Consider the following 18,053-nt stretch of genomic DNA (forward strand, 5'->3'; position numbering starts at 1 on the left):
TGTCGTATGTCCTTCGAATTGCTGGCCACCGACGGCAAGGCCCGTCGCGGCCGCCTGACCTTCCCCCGCGGCGTGGTCGAGACCCCGGCGTTCATGCCGGTGGGCACCTATGGCACGGTCAAGGGCATGCTGCCGCGCGACATCGAAGCGATCGGCGCGCACATGATCCTTGGCAATACCTTCCACCTGTGGCTGCGCCCGGGCACCGAGGTGATCAAGGCCCATGGCGACCTGCATGACTTCATGAAGTGGCAGGGCCCGATTCTCACCGACTCCGGTGGTTTCCAGGTGTTCAGCCTGGGCGCCATGCGCAAGATCCGCGAAGAGGGCGTGACGTTTGCCTCGCCGGTCGACGGCTCCAAGGTGTTCATGGGCCCGGAAGAGTCGATGCAGGTCCAGCGCGACCTGGGCTCGGACGTGGTGATGATCTTCGACGAATGCACCCCGTACCCGGCCGATGAAGACGTCGCCCGCGTGTCCATGGAGCTGTCCCTGCGCTGGGCCCAGCGCTCGAAAAACGCTCACGGCGACAGCACTGCGGCGCTGTTCGGCATTGTCCAGGGCGGCATGCACGAAAACCTGCGCATGCGCTCGCTCGAAGGCCTGGAAAAGATCGGTTTCGACGGCCTGGCCATCGGCGGCCTGTCGGTGGGCGAGCCCAAGCACGAAATGATCAAGGTGCTGGATTACCTGCCAGGGCGCATGCCGGCTGACAAACCTCGTTACCTTATGGGGGTAGGCAAGCCGGAAGATCTCGTTGAGGGTGTGCGCCGCGGCGTCGACATGTTCGATTGCGTGATGCCCACGCGCAACGCGCGCAACGGTCATCTGTTTGTCGATACCGGCGTGCTGAAAATCCGTAACGCGTTCCATCGCCACGATGATTCGCCCCTGGATCCGACCTGCGATTGCTATACCTGCCAGAACTTCTCCCGTGCTTATCTGCATCACCTGGATAAATGCGGCGAAATGTTGGGCAGTATGTTGAATACGATCCATAACTTGCGCCATTACCAGCGGTTGATGGCTGGTTTACGCGAGGCTATTCAACAAGGTACATTGGCCGCCTTTGTCGATGCCTTTTACGCCAAGCGCGGGCTGCCTGTGCCGCCCTTGGATTGATGTATTGTCGATCCCTAACAAGTACTGATTTGCAACTGGAGTGCTAAATGAGCTTTCTGATCCCTGCCGCATACGCGGACGCAGCTGCCCCAGCCGCCGGCCCAGCCGGTACTGGCTTCGAGTGGATTTTCCTGGTCGGTTTCCTGGTCATCTTCTACCTGATGATCTGGCGCCCGCAGGCCAAACGTGCCAAAGAGCAGAAAAACCTGCTGAGCAACCTGCAAAAAGGTGACGAAGTTGTCACCAACGGCGGTATCGCCGGCAAGATCGTCAAAGTTGCCGACGACTTCGTGGTTCTGGAAGTGTCCGACAACGTCGAGCTGAAGTTCCAGAAGGGCGCCGTAGCCGCGACCCTGCCTAAAGGCACGCTCAAAGCGATCTAAGTTTCAGTTTTTTACCAATCGACGGGGCGCGCAAGGCGCCCCGCGTCTTGAACGGGCGGCGTGATGCTGAACAAATACCCTCTGTGGAAATACGCACTGATCCTGGTGGTACTGGCGATCGGTTTTATTTATTCCGCTCCCAACCTCTACCCTGATGATCCGGCCGTTCAGGTCAGTGGTGCCAGCACGGCGCTGCAGGTCAATCAGACTGATCTGGACCGCGTGAGCAAAGCGCTCGTTGAGGCCGGAATCCAGGTCAAGGCCGCGAGCCTGGGCGAGAAGGGCAAGGTTGGGCTGGTGCGCCTGACCAAACAGGAAGACCAACTGCCAGCCAAGGATGTAGTGCGCAAGGCACTGGGCGACGACTATGTAGTAGCGCTCAACCTGGCCCCGACTACCCCGCAATGGTTGCGCAACCTGGGCGCCAGCCCGATGAAGCTGGGTCTGGACCTTTCCGGTGGTGTGCACTTCCTGCTTGAAGTGGACATGGACAAGGCCATGTCGGCCCGCCTGAAAGTCTACGAAGGTGAAGTCAAAAGCCTGCTGCGCAAAGAGCGCGTGCGCTACCGCAGCCTGCCGCAACAAGATGGCGGCATTCAGCTGGGCTTCTCCGATGATGACTCCCGCGAACAGGCCCGTAGCCTGATCCGCAAGAATTTCAACGATTTCGAGCTGACCACCACCGAGCGTAACGGCTTGTCCGTGCTGCGTCTGGCGATTACCCCGGCCAAGGTCGCGGAAATCCGTGAATACTCGATCAAGCAGAACCTGACCACGGTACGTAACCGGGTCAACGAACTGGGTGTAGCCGAGCCACTGGTTCAGCGCCAGGGTGCCAACCGCATCGTGGTCGAGCTGCCAGGCGTGCAGGACACCGCCGAAGCCAAGCGGATCCTCGGCAAGACCGCCAACCTCGAATTCCGCCTGGGTGCTGAGCCTGGTGCCTCGAAAGCCACCACCGAAACCTTCGAATTCCGCGAGGGCGGTCGTGCGGCTGCGGTCGAGCGTGGCCTGATCATCACCGGTGACCAGGTCACCGACGCCCAGGCCAGCTTCGACGAGCAAGGCCGTCCGCAAGTGAACATCCGTCTGGATGGTCATGGCGGCGAGCTGATGAGCCGTGCTACCCGTAGCAACGTCGGTCGCAGCATGGCGGTGATCTTCATCGAGCAGCGTCCTACCACGCGCTACGTCAAGCAGATGGTCGACGGCGTCGAAAAAGACGTTGCCGTGCAGACCTTCACCGAAGAGAAGAAGATCATCAGCCTGGCGACCATCCAGTCGCCACTGGGTAGCCAATTCCGTATCACCGGCCTGAACGGTCAGGGTGAATCGTCGGAACTGGCCCTGCTGCTGCGTGCCGGTGGTCTGGCGGCGCCGATGTACTTCGCTGAAGAGCGCACCATTGGCCCGAGCCTGGGTGCCGACAACATCACCAAGGGTATCGATGCTTCCCTGTGGGGCATGTTGTTCGTTTCGCTGTTCATCATGGCCATCTACCGCTTCTTCGGTCTGATTGCGACCATCGCCCTGGCCGGTAACATGGTCATGCTGCTGGCGCTGATGTCCCTGCTGGGGGCGACACTGACCCTGCCGGGTATCGCCGGTATCGTGCTGACCATGGGTATGGCGGTCGACGCCAACGTGCTGATCTTCTCGCGGATCCGCGAAGAGCTGGCCAACGGCATGTCGGTGCAGCGCGCCATCCACGAAGGCTTCAACCGTGCCTACACGGCGATTGTCGATGCCAACCTGACCACCTTGCTGGTCGGTGGCATCCTCTTCGCCATGGGTACCGGCCCGGTCAAGGGCTTTGCGGTTACCATGTCCCTCGGGATTTTCACCTCGATGTTCACGGCCGTCATGGTTACCCGCGCAATGGTCAACCTGACCTGCGGCGGGCGTGATATCAAGAAGCTGTGGGTATAAGGGGCTGCCATGTTACGTACCATTAACTTCATGGGTGTGCGCAACGTTGCGTTCGGCATCACCCTGCTACTGACCGTGCTGGCGTTGTTCAGCTGGTTCTACAAGGGCCTCAACTTCGGCCTGGACTTCACCGGCGGTACGCTCATCGAGCTGACCTACGAGCGTCCGGCCAACCTTGGGGAGGTCCGCGAGGAGCTGGTCAAGGCCGGCTTCGAGGATGCTGTGGTGCAGAGTTTCGGTGCTACCACCGACCTGCTGGTGCGCATGCCAGGCGATGACCCGCTGCTGGGTAATCGTGTGTCCGAGGCGCTGCAAAAGGTCAGTTCCGACAACCCTGCAGTGGTCAAGCGCGTCGAGTTCGTTGGCCCGCAAGTCGGTGAAGAGCTGCGCGACCAGGGCGGCCTGGGCATGTTGCTGGCTCTTGGCGGCATCATGATCTACCTGGCCTTCCGCTTTCAGTGGAAGTTCGCCCTGGGTGCGATCCTGTCGCTGATCCACGACGTGGTCGTGACCATGGGGATCCTCTCGTTCTTCCAGATCACCTTCGACCTGACGGTACTGGCGGCGGTGCTGGCGATCATCGGTTACTCGCTCAACGACACCATCGTCGTGTTCGACCGGGTGCGGGAGAACTTCCGGGTACTGCGCAAGGCTTCGCTGATCGAGAACATCAACATCTCGACCACCCAGACCCTGCTGCGTACCGTGGCAACATCGGTATCGACCCTGTTGGCCATTGCCGCGCTGCTGTTCTTCGGTGGCGACAACCTGTGGGGCTTCTCCCTGGCGCTGTTCATCGGCGTCATGGCGGGTACCTACTCGTCGATCTACATCGCCAACGTGGTGCTGATCTGGCTGAACCTGAGCAGCGAAGACCTGATCCCGACCGTAAAAGCCGAGGGCGTGGACGACCGTCCATAAGGGTTTTCCCACGCGGTTGGCCGTACAAAAAGGCGCGAGTGTTGAACTCGCGCCTTTTTTTATGCTCCAAGGCAGGGAGAAGGCGGGCTTTGTCCTGCAGGTACGATCAGGAGGTTCAGGTGAACAAGTCGATGCTGGTGGGTGCGGTTCTGGGTGCTGTCGGTGTAACAGCCGGAGGTGCTGTTGCCACCTACAACCTGGTCAAGGGGGGACCGGAGTTCGCCGAAGTGTTGGCGGTGCAGCCGGTCAAGCAGACAGTCAAGACACCTCGTGAAGTGTGCAAGGATGTCACCGTGACGCGTCAGGCGCCGGTAAAGGATCAGCACCAGATCGCCGGTACTGTGGTTGGCGCGCTGGCGGGTGGCCTGCTGGGTAATCAGATTGGCGGCGGCACCGGTAAGAAAATCGCTACCGTGGCCGGTGCTGTCGGTGGTGGCTATGCCGGTAACAAGGTGCAGGAGGGCATGCAGGAGCGTGATACCTATACCACCACGCAAACCCGCTGCAACACGGTCAATGACCTGAGCGAGAAGGTTGTCGGATATGACGTGAAGTACTCGATCGGCGACAAGGTCGGTCAGGTGCGCATGGACCGTGATCCGGGTTCGCAGATTCCGCTGGATAAAGAAGGCAAGCTGGTGCTCGGCCAGGCCCAGCCCGGTCAGTAACGGCGCGGTCTCTGTAGGAGCTGGGCTTGCCGGCGATCGAGTGCGAAGCGGTCGCAGTCCAGGTGCCGGCTACAGTGTTGGCTATACCGGCCTCATCGCTGGCAAGCCAGCTCCCACAGAGAGAAGGTGGTCCATAAGGCCAAAAAAAGCACCCCGAAGGGTGCTTTTTTGTGCCCGGTCGAAACTCAGCGTTTGATCGAGGCAGGCAGGTGCGGCTGGATAGCAGTCAGGACGGCCTTGAAGCACTTGGTGTTACCGGCAACGATGTGACCCTTCTCGAGGAAGTCGTGGCCGCCGGTGAAATCGCTCACCAGACCGCCGGCTTCCTGGATCAGCAGGGCGCCTGCAGCCATGTCCCACTCCGACAGGCCCGATTCCCAGAAGGCATCGAAACGACCAGCGGCAACGTAGGCCAGGTCCAGGCTGGCAGCGCCGGCGCGGCGGATGCCGGCGGTCTGGCCGACCAGGGCGCGGAACATGCCCAGGTAGTTGTCCAGGTCGGCCATCTGGTTGTCACGGAACGGGAAGCCGGTACCGAGCAGGGCGCCTTCCAGGCTGGTGCGAGGGCTGACGCGCAGGCGGCGGCCGTTCAGCTGGGCGCCACGGCCACGGCTGGCGGTGAATTCTTCCTGGCGGACAGGGTCCAGCACCACGGCGTGCTCAAGGCGGCCACGGTATTTGCAGGCAATGCTGACAGCAAAGTGCGGAACGCCACGCAGGAAGTTGGTGGTGCCATCCAGTGGGTCGATGATCCACAGGTAGTCCTTGCCTTCTTCGCCGCTACCGGCATGCAGGCCGGTCTCTTCGCCGTAGATGGAGTGGTTCGGGTAGGCCTTGCGCAGGGCATCGATGATTTTCTGCTCTGCGGCGCGATCGACTTCGGAGACGTAATCCTTGGCGTCTTTTTCATCAACCTTGATGCTATCCAGGCGCTCGATGGAGCGGAAAATCAATTCACTGGCGCTGCGGGCGGCGCGCAGCGCGATATTCAGCATGGGCTGCATGGACGTTTCACCTGGGTCGTTAAAGAAAGCCGAACATTCTAGCAGAAAACTTTGCGCGAAGAAGGGTGACATTTGCTTTCGTAGCGTAAAGTCGGTCGCTTCTGTAAGATTTGCTCCCCCTTCGCAACGTCTGTGAGCGCTCGCCTTGCTGCAAAATATTCGTGTTGTTCTGGTCAATACCAGCCACCCGGGCAATATCGGCGGCGCAGCGCGTGCCATGAAAAACATGGGCTTGTCGCGGCTGGTGCTTGTCGACCCGCAGGATTTTCCGTCCCACGAGGCCGATGCCCGTGCGTCGGGTGCCGATGACGTGCTCGCCGGTGCGCAAGTGGTCGCCACCCTCGAAGACGCGTTGGTCGGCTGCAACCTGGTGTTCGGCACCAGTGCCCGCGAGCGACGCATCCCCTGGCCGCTGGTCGACCCGCGCGAGTGCGCGAGCAAGGTCATCGAGCATGCCGTTCAGGGCGAGGAGATCGCCCTGGTGTTTGGTCGCGAGCATGCGGGCCTTACCAACGAAGAACTGCAGCGCTGCCATTTTCATGTGCACATCCCCTCGAATCCGGACTTCAGCTCGCTGAACCTCGGTGCTGCGGTGCAGGTGCTGGCCTATGAAGTGCGCATGGCCTGGCTGGCGCTGGAGGGGCAGCTGTCGAAGACGGAAAACACTGAAGTGGCGCCGGAGCGCAGCAGCGAGCTGGCGACCATGGATGAAATGGAGCTGTTCTACGAACACCTGGAAAAGACCCTGGTCGACATCGGTTTTCTCGACCCGGAGAAGCCCAGGCACCTGATGCCGCGTCTGCGTCGGCTGTACGGGCGCAGCTCGGTCAATCGTTCGGAAATGAGTATTTTGCGCGGCATTCTCACGGAAACCCAGAAAGTGGCTCGTGGCGAACCGCATAAGCGGAAGGATCAATAGATGTTCGAGCGTCTGCGTGAAGATATCCAGAGCGTTTTCCACCGTGACCCGGCGGCGCGCAATGCCTTTGAAGTGCTGACCTGCTACCCGGGCATGCATGCGATCTGGCTGCATCGCGCGGCGCACGCCCTGTGGTTGCGGGACTGGAAGTGGCTGGCCCGGCTGGTGTCGAACTTCGGGCGCTGGCTGACCGGGATCGAGATCCACCCCGGCGCCAAGGTTGGCCGGCGATTTTTCATTGACCATGGCATGGGCATCGTTATTGGCGAAACCGCTGAAATCGGCGACGACGTCACCCTGTACCAGGGCGTAACCCTGGGGGGCACCACCTGGAACAAGGGCAAGCGTCATCCGACCCTGGAAGACGGCGTGGTGGTGGGCGCCGGGGCCAAGGTGCTGGGGCCGTTCACCGTCGGCGCCGGGGCCAAGATCGGCTCCAATGCGGTGGTGACCAAGGCGGTGCCGGCCGGTGCGACTGCCGTGGGTATTCCGGGGCGGATTATCGTCAAGACCGATGCCGAAGTCGAAGCCCGGCGCAAGGCCATGGCCGAGAAGATCGGCTTCGATGCCTATGGCGTCAGCGAGGACATGCCCGACCCGGTGGCTCGCGCCATTGGTCAGCTGCTCGACCACCTGCAGGCCGTCGACGGGCGCCTGGAGGACATGTGCGGCGCGCTGAAGAAACTGGGCAGCGACTACTGCGCCAAGGAGCTGCCGGCCCTGCGTGAAGAAGACTTCGCCCAGATCAAGGACGAGGCCCGTAGCGACGCGTCGACGCATTGACAGAAGGGGCGTGCGCAAGCGCCCCTTAGTTTGCTATCATTCGGCCGCCCTCTTGCGGTAAACCCGACTAAAGCACTAGGTCTTATAGTTGACTTAAACGCTCGGGAATAGCATACTCGCTCCCATTCCGTAACCCCGTGGTACCTACTAGCCATGCGACTGACTACAAAAGGCCGATACGCCGTGACCGCCATGCTCGACCTGGCGTTGCATGCGCAGAATGGGCCGGTGTCTCTGGCCGACATTTCCGAGCGCCAAGGCATTTCTCTCTCTTATCTGGAGCAGCTGTTTGCAAAGCTGCGCCGTAGCAGTCTGGTTTCCAGTGTGCGCGGCCCCGGCGGCGGCTATCAGCTGTCGCGAAGCATGGAGAGCATTCAGGTCGCCCAGGTCATCGACGCGGTCAACGAATCGGTCGATGCCACGCGTTGTCAGGGCCTGGGTGATTGCCACGCCGGCGACACCTGCCTGACCCACCACCTGTGGTGCGACCTCAGCCAGCAGATTCACGAATTCCTCAGCGGCATCAGCCTGGCTGACCTTGTCACTCGCCGTGAGGTACAAGAAGTCGCCCAGCGCCAGGACCTGCGTCGTATCGCAGGCCGGGCACCGCAGCTGGACAAGATTGAGACGTCCGCCGTCGAATGACCGTTTCGATGCGCGGCGCGACCGCCTGATAGGAGATATTCAATGAAGTTGCCGATCTACCTCGATTACTCCGCGACCACACCGGTCGACCCACGCGTCGCCCAGAAGATGAGCGATTGCCTGCTGGTCGACGGGAACTTCGGTAACCCGGCGTCGCGCTCCCACGTCTTTGGCTGGAAAGCCGAGGAAGCGGTCGAGAACGCCCGTCGCCAGGTCGCCGACCTGGTCAATGCCGACCCGCGGGAAATTGTCTGGACCAGCGGTGCAACCGAGTCCGACAACCTGGCAATCAAGGGCGTCGCGCACTTCTACAGCACCAAGGGCAAGCACCTGATCACCTCCAAGATCGAGCACAAGGCTGTTCTGGACAGCACTCGTCAGCTGGAGCGTGAAGGTTTTGAAGTCACCTACATCGAACCAGGTGCCGATGGCCTGATCACCCCGGCCATGGTCGAAGCGGCCCTGCGTGAAGACACCATCCTGGTGTCGATCATGCACGTGAACAACGAAATCGGCACCATCAACGACATCGCCGCCATTGGCGAACTGACCCGCGCCCGCGGCGTCATGTTCCACGTCGATGCCGCGCAGTCCACCGGCAAGGTCGAGATCGACCTGCAAAAGCTGAAAGTCGACCTGATGTCGTTCTCGGCGCACAAAACCTACGGCCCTAAAGGCATTGGCGCGCTGTATGTCAGCCGCAAGCCTCGCGTGCGCCTGGAAGCCGCCATGCACGGCGGCGGTCACGAACGCGGCATGCGTTCGGGCACCCTGGCCACCCACCAGATCGTCGGCATGGGCGAAGCCTTCGCCATCGCCAAAGAACTGATGGCCAGCGAAAACGTGCGCATCAAGGCCCTGAGCGACCGCTTCTACAAGCAGGTTGAAGGCCTCGAAGAGCTGTACATCAACGGCAGCATGACCGCGCGCATTCCGCACAACCTGAACCTGAGCTTCAACTACGTCGAAGGCGAGTCGCTGATCATGGCGCTCAAGGACCTGGCCGTTTCGTCCGGCTCGGCCTGTACTTCGGCTTCGCTCGAGCCGTCCTACGTACTGCGCGCCCTGGGCCGCAACGACGAACTGGCACACAGCTCGATCCGCTTCACCTTCGGTCGTTTCACCACCGAAGAAGAAATCGACTACGCCGCGCAGAAGGTTTGCGAGGCCGTGACCAAGCTGCGCGAATTGTCGCCGCTGTGGGATATGTACAAAGACGGCGTCGACATCTCCAAGATCGAGTGGGCTGCGCACTAAGTAGTCGCCGGCAAGAGCGGCTCTCTGATGAGGAAGGAATTGCACCATGGCATACAGTGAAAAGGTCATCGACCACTACGAAAACCCGCGTAACGTCGGCAAGATGAATGCCGAGGACCCGGATGTCGGCACCGGCATGGTCGGCGCCCCGGCGTGCGGCGACGTCATGCGTCTGCAGATCAAGGTCAACGAGCAGGGCGTCATCGAAGACGCCAAGTTCAAGACCTACGGCTGCGGTTCGGCCATCGCTTCCAGCTCCCTGGCCACCGAGTGGATGAAGGGCAAGACCCTGGACGAAGCCGAAACCATCAAGAACACCCAGCTGGCCGAAGAACTGGCGCTGCCGCCGGTGAAGATCCACTGCTCGGTACTCGCCGAGGACGCCATCAAGGCGGCCGTGCGCGATTACAAGCAGAAGAAAGGTTTGCTCTAAGGTCGCCTGTTGCAGGTAAGGAGTCTCGATGGCTATCAGCATGACAGAAGCCGCCGCCAAACATGTGCGGCGCTCCCTCGACGGACGTGGCAAGGGTGAAGGTATTCGCCTCGGCGTGCGCACCACCGGCTGCTCGGGCCTGGCCTATGTGCTGGAGTTCGTCGATCAGCCGGACAGCGAAGACCTGGTCTTCGAGAGCCATGGCGAGAAGGTCATCATCGATCCGAAAAGCCTGACGTACCTCGACGGTACCGAACTGGATTTCGTCAAGGAAGGGTTGAACGAAGGCTTCAAGTTCAACAACCCCAACGTGCGCGGTGAGTGTGGCTGCGGCGAAAGCTTCAACGTCTGAGGCTGCGCGTGGGTACTCCTTGTCATTTCGCCCTGTTTGACCTGCAACCTGGCTTCCGTCTGGATCTCGACAAGCTGGCCGTTCGCTATCGCGAGCTGGCCCGCGAGGTCCATCCGGATCGCTTCGCCGATGCCTCCGAACGTGAGCAGCGCATTGCGCTGGAGCGTTCGGCTGCGCTGAACGAGGCCTACCAGACTCTCAAGAGCGCGCCCCGGCGTGCACGCTACCTGTTGGCGATCGGCGGTCATGAAGTGCCGCAGGAAGTCACCGTCCATGATCCCGAGTTCCTGCTGCAGCAGATGCAGCTGCGTGAAGAGCTCGAAGACCTCCAGGACAGTGCCGACCTCGATGGCGTGGCCGTCTTCAAGCGTCGCTTGAAAACTGCCCAGGAAGCACTCAATGAGAACTTCGCCGCCTGCTGGGATGATGCTGCGCAGCGTGAACAGGCCGAGCGCCTGATGCGCCGCATGCAGTTTCTCGACAAGCTCGCCTACGAAGTGCGCCAGCTGGAAGAGCGCCTCGACGATTAACCCGGCGCTGCTTCTGGCGGCGCCCCTGGTATTCAGATAAGCATGGCCCTACTGCAGATCGCCGAACCCGGTCAGAGCCCCCAGCCGCACCAGCGTCGCCTGGCGGTGGGTATTGACCTTGGTACCACCAATTCCCTGGTTGCTGCCCTGCGCAGTGGCCGGAGCGAGCCCCTGCCGGATGCCCAAGGCCGGGTCATCCTGCCGTCCGCGGTGCGTTATCACGCCGACCGCATCGATGTCGGCCAGGGGGCCCGCGACGCCGCCTCCAGCGACCCGCTCAATACCGTGCTGTCGGTCAAACGCCTGATGGGCCGTGGCCTGGCGGACGTCAAGCAACTGGGCGAACAGCTGCCGTACCGCTTTGTCGGCGGCGAGTCGCACATGCCGTTTATCGACACCGTCCAGGGCCCGAAAAGCCCGGTGGAAGTCTCGGCCGATATCCTCAAGGTGCTGCGCCAGCGCGCCGAAGAGACCCTGGGTGGCGAGCTGGTCGGCGCGGTGATCACCGTGCCGGCCTATTTCGACGACGCCCAGCGCCAGGCCACCAAGGACGCCGCGCGCCTGGCCGGGCTGAACGTATTGCGCCTGCTCAACGAGCCGACCGCGGCGGCCGTGGCCTATGGCCTGGACCAGAATGCCGAAGGCCTGGTGGCCATCTATGACCTGGGTGGCGGTACCTTCGATATCTCGATCCTGCGCCTGACCGGCGGTGTCTTTGAAGTGCTGGCCACTGGCGGCGACAGCGCCCTAGGTGGCGACGACTTCGATCACGCCATCGCCAGCTGGATCGTCGAGCAGGCTGGGCTGTCCTCGGACCTCGATCCCGGTGCCCAGCGCCAGCTGCTGCAAACCGCCTGTGCAGCCAAAGAGGCCCTGACCAGCGCTGATGCGGTGACGGTTGCCTATGGCGGCTGGCAGGCCGAGTTGACTCGCAGTGCCTTCGATGCCCTGATCGAACCGATGGTCGCCCGCAGCCTCAAGGCCTGCCGCCGCGCCGTGCGTGACAGCGGCGTGGAGCTCGAAGAAGTCGCTGCGGTGGTCATGGTCGGTGGTTCGACCCGCGTGCCGCGTGTGCGCGAGGCTGTCGGTGCGCTGTTTGGCCGTACCCCGCTGACCGAAATCGACCCGGACCAGGTGGTCGCCATCGGCGCCGCTATCCAGGCCGATACCCTGGCCGGTAATCGCCGCGATGGTGGCGAACTGCTTCTGCTCGATGTGATTCCGCTGTCCCTGGGTCTGGAAACCATGGGCGGGCTGATGGAGAAGGTGATTCCGCGCAACACCACCATCCCGGTTGCCCGTGCCCAGGAGTTCACCACTTACAAAGATGGCCAGTCGGCCATGATGATCCACGTGCTGCAGGGTGAGCGCGAACTGATCAGTGACTGCCGCTCCCTGGCGCGCTTCGAACTGCGTGGCATTCCGGCGATGGTCGCCGGTGCCGCGAAGATCCGCGTGACCTTCCAGGTCGATGCCGATGGCCTGCTCAATGTCTCGGCGCGCGAACTGGGTTCGGGCGTTGAGTCGAGCATCCAGGTCAAGCCGTCCTACGGTCTGACCGACGGCGAAATTGCCCGCATGCTCAAGGACTCCTTCGAACATGCCGGTTTCGACAAGGTGGCGCGCCAGCTGCGCGAGCACCAGGTCGACGCCGAGCGCCTGCTCGAAGCGGTGCAGGGCGCCCTGGACGCCGATGGCGAGCGCCTGCTGGACGCCGAAGAGCGCCTGGCGATCGAGCAACAGATGCAAGACTTGCGTGATTTGATCACCGGCACCGATGGCGTGGCCATCGAGCAGCAGACCAAGCGTCTGTCGCAGGTGACCGATGCCTTTGCCGCCCGTCGCCTTGATTCGACGGTAAAAGCCGCTTTGGCCGGGCGCAACCTGAATGAGATCGAGGAATAACTGATGCCGCAGGTGATTTTTCTGCCCCACGAGAAGTTCTGCCCGGAAGGGCTGGTGGTGGAGGTGGAACCAGGAACCAACATCCTGGAGCTGGCCCACGAGCACCACATCGAGATGGAAAGTGCCTGTGGCGGCGTGTGTGCCTGCACCACCTGCCACTGCATCGTGCGTGAAGGCTTCGATTCGCTCGAAGAAGCCGACGAACTCGAGGAAGACATGCTCGACAAGGCCTGGGGCCTGGAGCCACAGTCGCGCCTGGCGTGCCAGGTGATCGTTGGTGAGCAAGACCTGACCATCGAGATTCCGAAGTACACGATCAACCTGGCCGCCGAAGCGCCGCACTGATTCAGGGAGCCATCATGAGTCTGAAATGGGTTGATGTACTTGAAATTGCAATCCAGCTTGCCGAAAGCAAGCCGGAAGTCGATCCTCGTTATGTGAACTTCGTCGATCTGCACCAGTGGGTGCTGGCATTGCCGGATTTCAGTGACGATCCGCAGCGTGGCGGCGAGAAGGTTCTCGAAGCCATCCAGGCGGCCTGGATCGAAGAAGCCGACTGAGCGCGCTCGGCAGGTTAGGCAATCCCCCGGAACCCGCGTATAATTCGCGGGTTTAATTTTTCGCTTCACTCAACGTTTCTGGAGTTTTCCATGGCTGTTCAACGTACTTTCTCGATCATCAAGCCTGACGCAGTTGCTAAAAACGTGATCGGCGAGATCACCACCCGTTTCGAAAAAGCCGGCCTGCGCGTCGTTGCTTCGAAACTGAAGCAACTGTCCAAAGCCGAAGCCGAAGGCTTCTACGCTGAGCACAAAGAGCGCGGTTTCTTCGGTGACCTGGTTGCTTTCATGATCTCCGGTCCTGTTGTTGTTCAGGTTCTGGAAGGCGAAAACGCTATCGCTCTGAACCGTGAGCTGATGGGCGCTACCAACCCTAAAGAAGCTGCTCCAGGCACCATCCGCGCTGACTTCGCTGAATCCATCGACGCCAACGCCGTTCACGGTTCGGACTCCGAAGCCGCTGCTGCTCGCGAAATCGCTTACTTCTTCGCAGCTACCGAGGTAACCACTCGCTAAGCGAAAGCTTACGGGTGAGGGTGAATCCATGACGACATCGACTGGCAAAACTAACCTGTTGGGGCTGACCCAGCCGGAAATGGAAAAATTCTTCGACTCTATCGGGGAGAAGCGTTTCCGTGCCGGTCAGGTAATGAAATGGATTCACCACTTTGGCGTCGATGATTTCGACGCCATGACGAATGTCGGCAAGGCCTTGCGCGAAAAGCTCAAGGCGGTTGCCGAGATTCGCGGTCCGGAAGTGGTCAGCGAGGACATCTCCAGCGACGGCACCCGTAAATGGGTGGTGCGCGTGGCGTCCGGCAGCTGCGTCGAGACCGTGTACATCCCCCAGGGCAAGCGTGGCACCCTGTGTGTCTCGTCCCAGGCCGGTTGCGCCCTGGACTGCAGCTTCTGCTCCACCGGCAAGCAAGGATTCAACAGCAACCTCACCGCCGCCGAAGTGATCGGCCAGGTGTGGATTGCCAACAAGTCGTTCGGCAGCATTCCCGCCACCATCGACCGCGCCATCACCAACGTGGTGATGATGGGCATGGGCGAACCGCTGCTGAACTTCGACAACGTGGTCGCCGCCATGCATTTGATGATGGACGACCTCGGCTACGGTATTTCCAAGCGCCGGGTGACCCTGTCCACCTCTGGCGTTGTTCCGATGATCGAAGAGCTGGCCAAGCACATCGACGTTTCCCTGGCCCTGTCGCTGCACGCGCCGAACGATGCGCTGCGCAACGAACTGGTGCCGCTCAACAAGAAGTACCCGCTCAAGGTATTGCTCGAGGCGTGCATGAACTACATGTCGCAACTGGGCGAGAAGCGCGTACTGACCATTGAGTACACCTTGCTCAAGGACGTCAACGACAAGCTCGAGCACGCCGTGGAAATGGCCGAGCTGCTCAAGAACGTACCGTGCAAGATCAACCTGATCCCGTTCAACCCGTTCCCGCATTCCGGTTACGAGCGCCCGAGCAACAACGCCATCCGCCGCTTCCAGGACCACCTGCATCACGCCGGTTACAACGTCACGGTGCGTACCACCCGTGGTGAAGACATCGACGCGGCGTGCGGCCAGCTGGTTGGCCAGGTAATGGACCGCACCCGTCGCAGCGAGCGCTATATCGCCGTGCGTCAGTTGAACGCCGACGCTGACGTGCAAGAAAGCGCCGCGCGTAACTAAAGAGAGGACCTCCATGACCCTGCGCTTCGCGCTGTCGATCCTGGCGCTCGCCCTGCTTGCAGGTTGCGTGTCCGGCGGGAGTTCGGACGCGCTGGGCAGTCGTGAAGGGCGCGAACAGGCGCGGCAGGCCTATGTGCAGTTGGGCCTGGGTTATTTGCAACAAGGTTTGACCGAGCAGGCCAAGGCGCCGCTGAAAAAAGCCCTCGACCTCGATAGCCAGGATGCCGCAGCCAATGCGGCCCTGGCTTTGGTGTTTCAGGCCGAAGACGAGCCGGAACTGGCCGAGGCGCACTTTCGCAAGGCCCTGGCCAGCCGCCCGGACGACAGCCGAATTCGCAACAATTACGGCAGTTTCCTTTATGCTCGTGGGCAATACGCCCAGGCGCAGCAGATGTTTGCCCAAGCGGCGGCCGATACCCTGTATCCTGAACGCTCCCGGGTGTTCGAGAACCTCGGCCTGACCGCGCTCAGGCAAGGCCAGCGCGCGCAAGCGCAGGAATACCTGGTAAAAGCTTTGCGACTCAACCAGCAGCAACCGCGCGCGTTGCTGGAAATGGCTGAGTTGTCTTACGAAGACAGGCATTATGTGCCTGCCCGTGACTACTACGATCGTTTCAGCCAGCTGAGCGACCACAGTGCCCGCAGCCTGCTGCTGGGCAGTCGCCTGGCCAATGTCTTCGAAGAACGGAACAAGGCCAGCGAGCTGGGCCTGCAATTACAACGACTTTATCCCGGTACGCCGGAATATCAGCAATACCTGTCGGAGCAATGATGAAAGCGGCGCATCCCGAAGCAGCAGCAGCGACTCGCGAAAATCCCGGTGAAATCCTGCGTCAGGCCCGCGAGAGCAGGGACTGGTCCCAGGCCGAAGTGGCTCGCAAGCTCAACCTCACCGTGAGTTCCCTGAACAATCTTGAAGCCGGCGCCTTCGACAAGCTGCCGGGGCATACCTTTGCCCGAGGCTACATCCGCGCCTATGCCAAGCTGCTGGACATGGATCAGGCCACTCTGGTGCAGGCCTTCGACCAGTGCACCGGTACCCACGCCCAGGGCAGCGACGTGCACGCCCTGGGCCGCATCGAAGAACCGGTACGCCTGTCGCACAATATCCTGCGCATCGTCAGCCTGGTGCTGCTGGTGGTGGTGATCGGCGGTGGCTTCTTCTGGTGGCAGGACCAGACCAGCTTGCGAGGCAAGGACCTGGCCAACATGGCCCTGGAGCACGTCGAAGTCGAAAGCGCCGACGGCACTACCCAGATTCACCCGCTGGACGAGCCTGAAGACCAGGCCGTGACCGCGGGTCAGCAACCGCAAAGCACGACGCTGAACCTTGAGCAGGCCTCGACGCCCGCCGAGCAGGCCGGCGCAGCACCAGCTGAACAAGTAGCGACTGAACAAGCACCCGCCGCGCAAGCACCGGCCAGCCCGGCTGCCGCACCTGCTGCCAGCGCTGCGCTAGCGCCAGCGGCTCCGGTGGCCCCGGTTGTGCCTGCTCCGGCGCCAGCCCCGGCTGCACCGGTGGTCAATAGCCCGGTTGCCGCAGCACCGGCAGTACCTGCTGCTCCAGCCCCGGCTGGTAGCGGCCAGCTGCACTTGCAGTTCAACGCCGATTGCTGGACTTCGGTCACCGATGGCAACGGCAAGGTGCTGTTCAGCGCCATCAAGCGCAAGGGCGACAGCCTGGACCTGACCGGCAAGCCGCCATTCGCGGTCCGCCTGGGCTTTGCCCGTGGCGTGCAGGTCAGCTACAACGGCCAGCCTGTCGACGTTGCGCCGTTCACCAGTGGCGAGACCGCTCGCCTGAAGTTGGGACAATAAGTCATGCACGGCGAATCTCCGATCAAACGTCGCGAATCCCGGAAAATCTGGGTAGGTAATGTGCCTGTTGGCGGCGATGCTCCCATCGCGGTCCAGAGCATGACCAATACCGACACCAATGACGTGGCCGCGACTGTGGCGCAGATCAACCGCCTGGTCGATGCCGGCGTCGACATCGTGCGCGTCTCGGTACCGGACATGGACGCTGCCGAAGCCTTCGGCAAGATCAAGCAACTGGTCAGCGTACCGCTGGTCGCCGACATCCATTTCGACTACCGCATTGCCCTGCGCGTAGCCGAGCTGGGCGTTGACTGCCTGCGCATCAACCCGGGTAACATCGGCCGCGAAGACCGCGTGCGTGCGGTGGTCGATGCCGCCCGCGACCGCGGTATCCCGATCCGGATCGGCGTCAACGCCGGTTCCCTGGAAAAAGACCTGCAGAAAAAGTACGGCGAGCCAACCCCGGCGGCGCTGGTCGAATCGGCCATGCGTCACGTCGAGCACCTCGACCGCCTGGATTTCCAGGATTTCAAGGTCAGCGTCAAGGCCTCCGACGTGTTCATGGCCGTCGAAGCCTACCGCCTGTTGGCCAAGCAGATCATCCAGCCGCTGCACCTGGGTATCACCGAAGCCGGCGGCCTGCGCTCGGGCACGGTGAAATCCGCAGTGGGCCTGGGTATGCTGCTTGCTGAAGGGATTGGCGATACTATTCGCATTTCGCTGGCAGCTGACCCGGTCGAAGAGGTCAAGGTCGGCTACGACATCCTCAAGTCCTTGCACCTGCGTTCGCGTGGCATCAACTTCATCGCCTGCCCGAGCTGCTCGCGGCAGAACTTCGATGTGGTCAAGACCATGAACGAGCTGGAAGGGCGCCTGGAAGACTTGCTGGTGCCGCTGGACGTGGCAGTGATCGGGTGCGTGGTCAACGGTCCGGGCGAGGCCAAGGAAGCCCATGTCGGGCTCACCGGCGGCACGCCGAACCTGATCTACATCGACGGCAAGCCTGCACAGAAGCTGACCAATGACAACCTGGTCGATGAGCTGGAAAAACTCATCCGCCAGAAAGCGGCTGAAAAAGCCGAGGCCGACGCGGCGCTGATCGCCCGTGGCTGACTGACACAGAATTGTTAAGGG

Annotated in this window: 21 protein-coding genes; 20 read left to right on the top strand and 1 reads right to left on the bottom strand. The window is 61.6% G+C overall.

Going from position 1 to position 18,053, the window contains the following annotated elements:
* Window positions 1-6 precede the first annotated feature (6 nt).
* The 5 genes from tgt to KHO53_RS14995 all read left to right on the top strand — a co-directional run bounded on the left by tgt (window position 7) and on the right by KHO53_RS14995 (window position 5,023).
* Window positions 7-1,122 (top strand): tRNA guanosine(34) transglycosylase Tgt, encoded by a 1,116-nt coding sequence (gene tgt / locus KHO53_RS14975; protein WP_010223474.1) that lies wholly within the window; start codon window positions 7-9, stop codon window positions 1,120-1,122.
* Window positions 1,123-1,169: 47 nt separating this feature from the next.
* Window positions 1,170-1,505, top strand: a complete 336-nt coding sequence (gene yajC / locus KHO53_RS14980) for a preprotein translocase subunit YajC (RefSeq protein ID WP_010223473.1) — start codon at window positions 1,170-1,172, stop codon at window positions 1,503-1,505.
* A gap of 63 nt (window positions 1,506-1,568) precedes the next feature.
* Complete coding sequence (gene secD, locus KHO53_RS14985) at window positions 1,569-3,434, top strand: protein translocase subunit SecD (RefSeq protein WP_010223472.1); 1,866 nt, start codon at window positions 1,569-1,571, stop codon at window positions 3,432-3,434.
* Between the two features lie 9 nt (window positions 3,435-3,443).
* Complete coding sequence (gene secF / locus KHO53_RS14990; RefSeq protein WP_010223471.1) at window positions 3,444-4,355, top strand: protein translocase subunit SecF; 912 nt, start codon at window positions 3,444-3,446, stop codon at window positions 4,353-4,355.
* A 119-nt stretch (window positions 4,356-4,474) separates the two neighbouring features.
* On the top strand, window positions 4,475-5,023 hold the full coding sequence (locus tag KHO53_RS14995) for a glycine zipper 2TM domain-containing protein (protein WP_010223470.1): 549 nt from the start codon (window positions 4,475-4,477) through the stop codon (window positions 5,021-5,023).
* A gap of 185 nt (window positions 5,024-5,208) precedes the next feature.
* Here KHO53_RS14995 and suhB read toward each other — a convergent pair whose 3' ends face one another.
* On the bottom strand, window positions 5,209-6,027 hold the full coding sequence (suhB, locus tag KHO53_RS15000) for a type III secretion system regulator SuhB (RefSeq protein ID WP_010223469.1): 819 nt from the start codon (window positions 6,025-6,027) through the stop codon (window positions 5,209-5,211).
* A gap of 145 nt (window positions 6,028-6,172) precedes the next feature.
* Here suhB and trmJ point away from each other — a divergent pair, with 145 nt between their 5' ends.
* The 15 genes from trmJ to ispG all read left to right on the top strand — a co-directional run bounded on the left by trmJ (window position 6,173) and on the right by ispG (window position 18,032).
* Window positions 6,173-6,946: a tRNA (cytosine(32)/uridine(32)-2'-O)-methyltransferase TrmJ gene (trmJ, locus tag KHO53_RS15005; RefSeq protein ID WP_010223468.1), complete on the top strand. Its 774-nt coding sequence runs from the start codon at window positions 6,173-6,175 to the stop codon at window positions 6,944-6,946.
* Window positions 6,947-7,729: a serine O-acetyltransferase gene (gene cysE / locus KHO53_RS15010; protein ID WP_010223467.1), complete on the top strand. Its 783-nt coding sequence runs from the start codon at window positions 6,947-6,949 to the stop codon at window positions 7,727-7,729.
* Window positions 7,730-7,882: 153 nt separating this feature from the next.
* A complete protein-coding gene (gene iscR / locus KHO53_RS15015; protein ID WP_036993915.1) occupies window positions 7,883-8,374 on the top strand; it encodes a Fe-S cluster assembly transcriptional regulator IscR in 492 nt (163 codons plus the stop codon).
* A 42-nt stretch (window positions 8,375-8,416) separates the two neighbouring features.
* Window positions 8,417-9,631 (top strand): IscS subfamily cysteine desulfurase, encoded by a 1,215-nt coding sequence (locus KHO53_RS15020; RefSeq protein ID WP_010223464.1) that lies wholly within the window; start codon window positions 8,417-8,419, stop codon window positions 9,629-9,631.
* 46 nt (window positions 9,632-9,677) lie between these two features.
* Window positions 9,678-10,064: a Fe-S cluster assembly scaffold IscU gene (gene iscU, locus KHO53_RS15025; protein WP_002552476.1), complete on the top strand. Its 387-nt coding sequence runs from the start codon at window positions 9,678-9,680 to the stop codon at window positions 10,062-10,064.
* 28 nt (window positions 10,065-10,092) lie between these two features.
* Window positions 10,093-10,416: an iron-sulfur cluster assembly protein IscA gene (gene iscA, locus KHO53_RS15030; protein ID WP_010223463.1), complete on the top strand. Its 324-nt coding sequence runs from the start codon at window positions 10,093-10,095 to the stop codon at window positions 10,414-10,416.
* A gap of 8 nt (window positions 10,417-10,424) precedes the next feature.
* Window positions 10,425-10,946: a co-chaperone HscB gene (gene hscB / locus KHO53_RS15035; RefSeq protein WP_010223462.1), complete on the top strand. Its 522-nt coding sequence runs from the start codon at window positions 10,425-10,427 to the stop codon at window positions 10,944-10,946.
* A 42-nt stretch (window positions 10,947-10,988) separates the two neighbouring features.
* On the top strand, window positions 10,989-12,851 hold the full coding sequence (hscA, locus tag KHO53_RS15040; protein WP_010223461.1) for a Fe-S protein assembly chaperone HscA: 1,863 nt from the start codon (window positions 10,989-10,991) through the stop codon (window positions 12,849-12,851).
* 3 nt (window positions 12,852-12,854) lie between these two features.
* Window positions 12,855-13,196 (top strand): ISC system 2Fe-2S type ferredoxin, encoded by a 342-nt coding sequence (fdx, locus tag KHO53_RS15045; protein WP_010223459.1) that lies wholly within the window; start codon window positions 12,855-12,857, stop codon window positions 13,194-13,196.
* A 14-nt stretch (window positions 13,197-13,210) separates the two neighbouring features.
* A complete protein-coding gene (iscX, locus tag KHO53_RS15050; RefSeq protein WP_010223458.1) occupies window positions 13,211-13,411 on the top strand; it encodes a Fe-S cluster assembly protein IscX in 201 nt (66 codons plus the stop codon).
* 90 nt (window positions 13,412-13,501) lie between these two features.
* A complete protein-coding gene (ndk, locus tag KHO53_RS15055; RefSeq protein WP_010223457.1) occupies window positions 13,502-13,927 on the top strand; it encodes a nucleoside-diphosphate kinase in 426 nt (141 codons plus the stop codon).
* Between the two features lie 28 nt (window positions 13,928-13,955).
* Window positions 13,956-15,101, top strand: a complete 1,146-nt coding sequence (gene rlmN / locus KHO53_RS15060) for a dual-specificity RNA methyltransferase RlmN (protein WP_010223456.1) — start codon at window positions 13,956-13,958, stop codon at window positions 15,099-15,101.
* Window positions 15,102-15,114: 13 nt separating this feature from the next.
* The gene (pilW, locus tag KHO53_RS15065; protein WP_010223455.1) at window positions 15,115-15,873 is read left to right on the top strand and encodes a type IV pilus biogenesis/stability protein PilW; all 759 of its coding nucleotides are present in this window, start codon (window positions 15,115-15,117) and stop codon (window positions 15,871-15,873) included.
* Entirely contained in the window at window positions 15,873-16,919 is a 1,047-nt protein-coding gene (locus KHO53_RS15070) for a RodZ domain-containing protein (RefSeq protein ID WP_213570464.1), read from the top strand. The genes pilW and KHO53_RS15070 overlap by 1 nt, the downstream gene beginning before the upstream one ends.
* 3 nt (window positions 16,920-16,922) lie before the next feature.
* Window positions 16,923-18,032: a flavodoxin-dependent (E)-4-hydroxy-3-methylbut-2-enyl-diphosphate synthase gene (gene ispG / locus KHO53_RS15075; protein ID WP_159388143.1), complete on the top strand. Its 1,110-nt coding sequence runs from the start codon at window positions 16,923-16,925 to the stop codon at window positions 18,030-18,032.
* Window positions 18,033-18,053 lie beyond the last annotated feature (21 nt).

The organism is Pseudomonas sp. RC2C2, from assembly GCF_018390435.1.
In the GTDB taxonomy this organism is placed as follows: Bacteria; Pseudomonadota; Gammaproteobacteria; order Pseudomonadales; family Pseudomonadaceae; genus Aquipseudomonas; species Aquipseudomonas donghuensis.

Coding starts and splice junctions, on each gene's coding strand:
- secD (WP_010223472.1), top strand. CDS start 1,569: ATGCTGAACAAATACCCTCTGTGGAAATACGCACTGATCCTGGTGGTA.
- KHO53_RS15020 (WP_010223464.1), top strand. CDS start 8,417: ATGAAGTTGCCGATCTACCTCGATTACTCCGCGACCACACCGGTCGAC.
- iscR (WP_036993915.1), top strand. CDS start 7,883: ATGCGACTGACTACAAAAGGCCGATACGCCGTGACCGCCATGCTCGAC.
- pilW (WP_010223455.1), top strand. CDS start 15,115: ATGACCCTGCGCTTCGCGCTGTCGATCCTGGCGCTCGCCCTGCTTGCA.
- KHO53_RS15070 (WP_213570464.1), top strand. CDS start 15,873: ATGAAAGCGGCGCATCCCGAAGCAGCAGCAGCGACTCGCGAAAATCCC.
- rlmN (WP_010223456.1), top strand. CDS start 13,956: ATGACGACATCGACTGGCAAAACTAACCTGTTGGGGCTGACCCAGCCG.
- iscU (WP_002552476.1), top strand. CDS start 9,678: ATGGCATACAGTGAAAAGGTCATCGACCACTACGAAAACCCGCGTAAC.
- yajC (WP_010223473.1), top strand. CDS start 1,170: ATGAGCTTTCTGATCCCTGCCGCATACGCGGACGCAGCTGCCCCAGCC.
- ndk (WP_010223457.1), top strand. CDS start 13,502: ATGGCTGTTCAACGTACTTTCTCGATCATCAAGCCTGACGCAGTTGCT.
- secF (WP_010223471.1), top strand. CDS start 3,444: ATGTTACGTACCATTAACTTCATGGGTGTGCGCAACGTTGCGTTCGGC.
- cysE (WP_010223467.1), top strand. CDS start 6,947: ATGTTCGAGCGTCTGCGTGAAGATATCCAGAGCGTTTTCCACCGTGAC.
- iscA (WP_010223463.1), top strand. CDS start 10,093: ATGGCTATCAGCATGACAGAAGCCGCCGCCAAACATGTGCGGCGCTCC.
- hscA (WP_010223461.1), top strand. CDS start 10,989: ATGGCCCTACTGCAGATCGCCGAACCCGGTCAGAGCCCCCAGCCGCAC.
- fdx (WP_010223459.1), top strand. CDS start 12,855: ATGCCGCAGGTGATTTTTCTGCCCCACGAGAAGTTCTGCCCGGAAGGG.
- iscX (WP_010223458.1), top strand. CDS start 13,211: ATGAGTCTGAAATGGGTTGATGTACTTGAAATTGCAATCCAGCTTGCC.
- ispG (WP_159388143.1), top strand. CDS start 16,923: ATGCACGGCGAATCTCCGATCAAACGTCGCGAATCCCGGAAAATCTGG.
- suhB (WP_010223469.1), bottom strand. CDS start 6,027: ATGCAGCCCATGCTGAATATCGCGCTGCGCGCCGCCCGCAGCGCCAGT.
- tgt (WP_010223474.1), top strand. CDS start 7: ATGTCCTTCGAATTGCTGGCCACCGACGGCAAGGCCCGTCGCGGCCGC.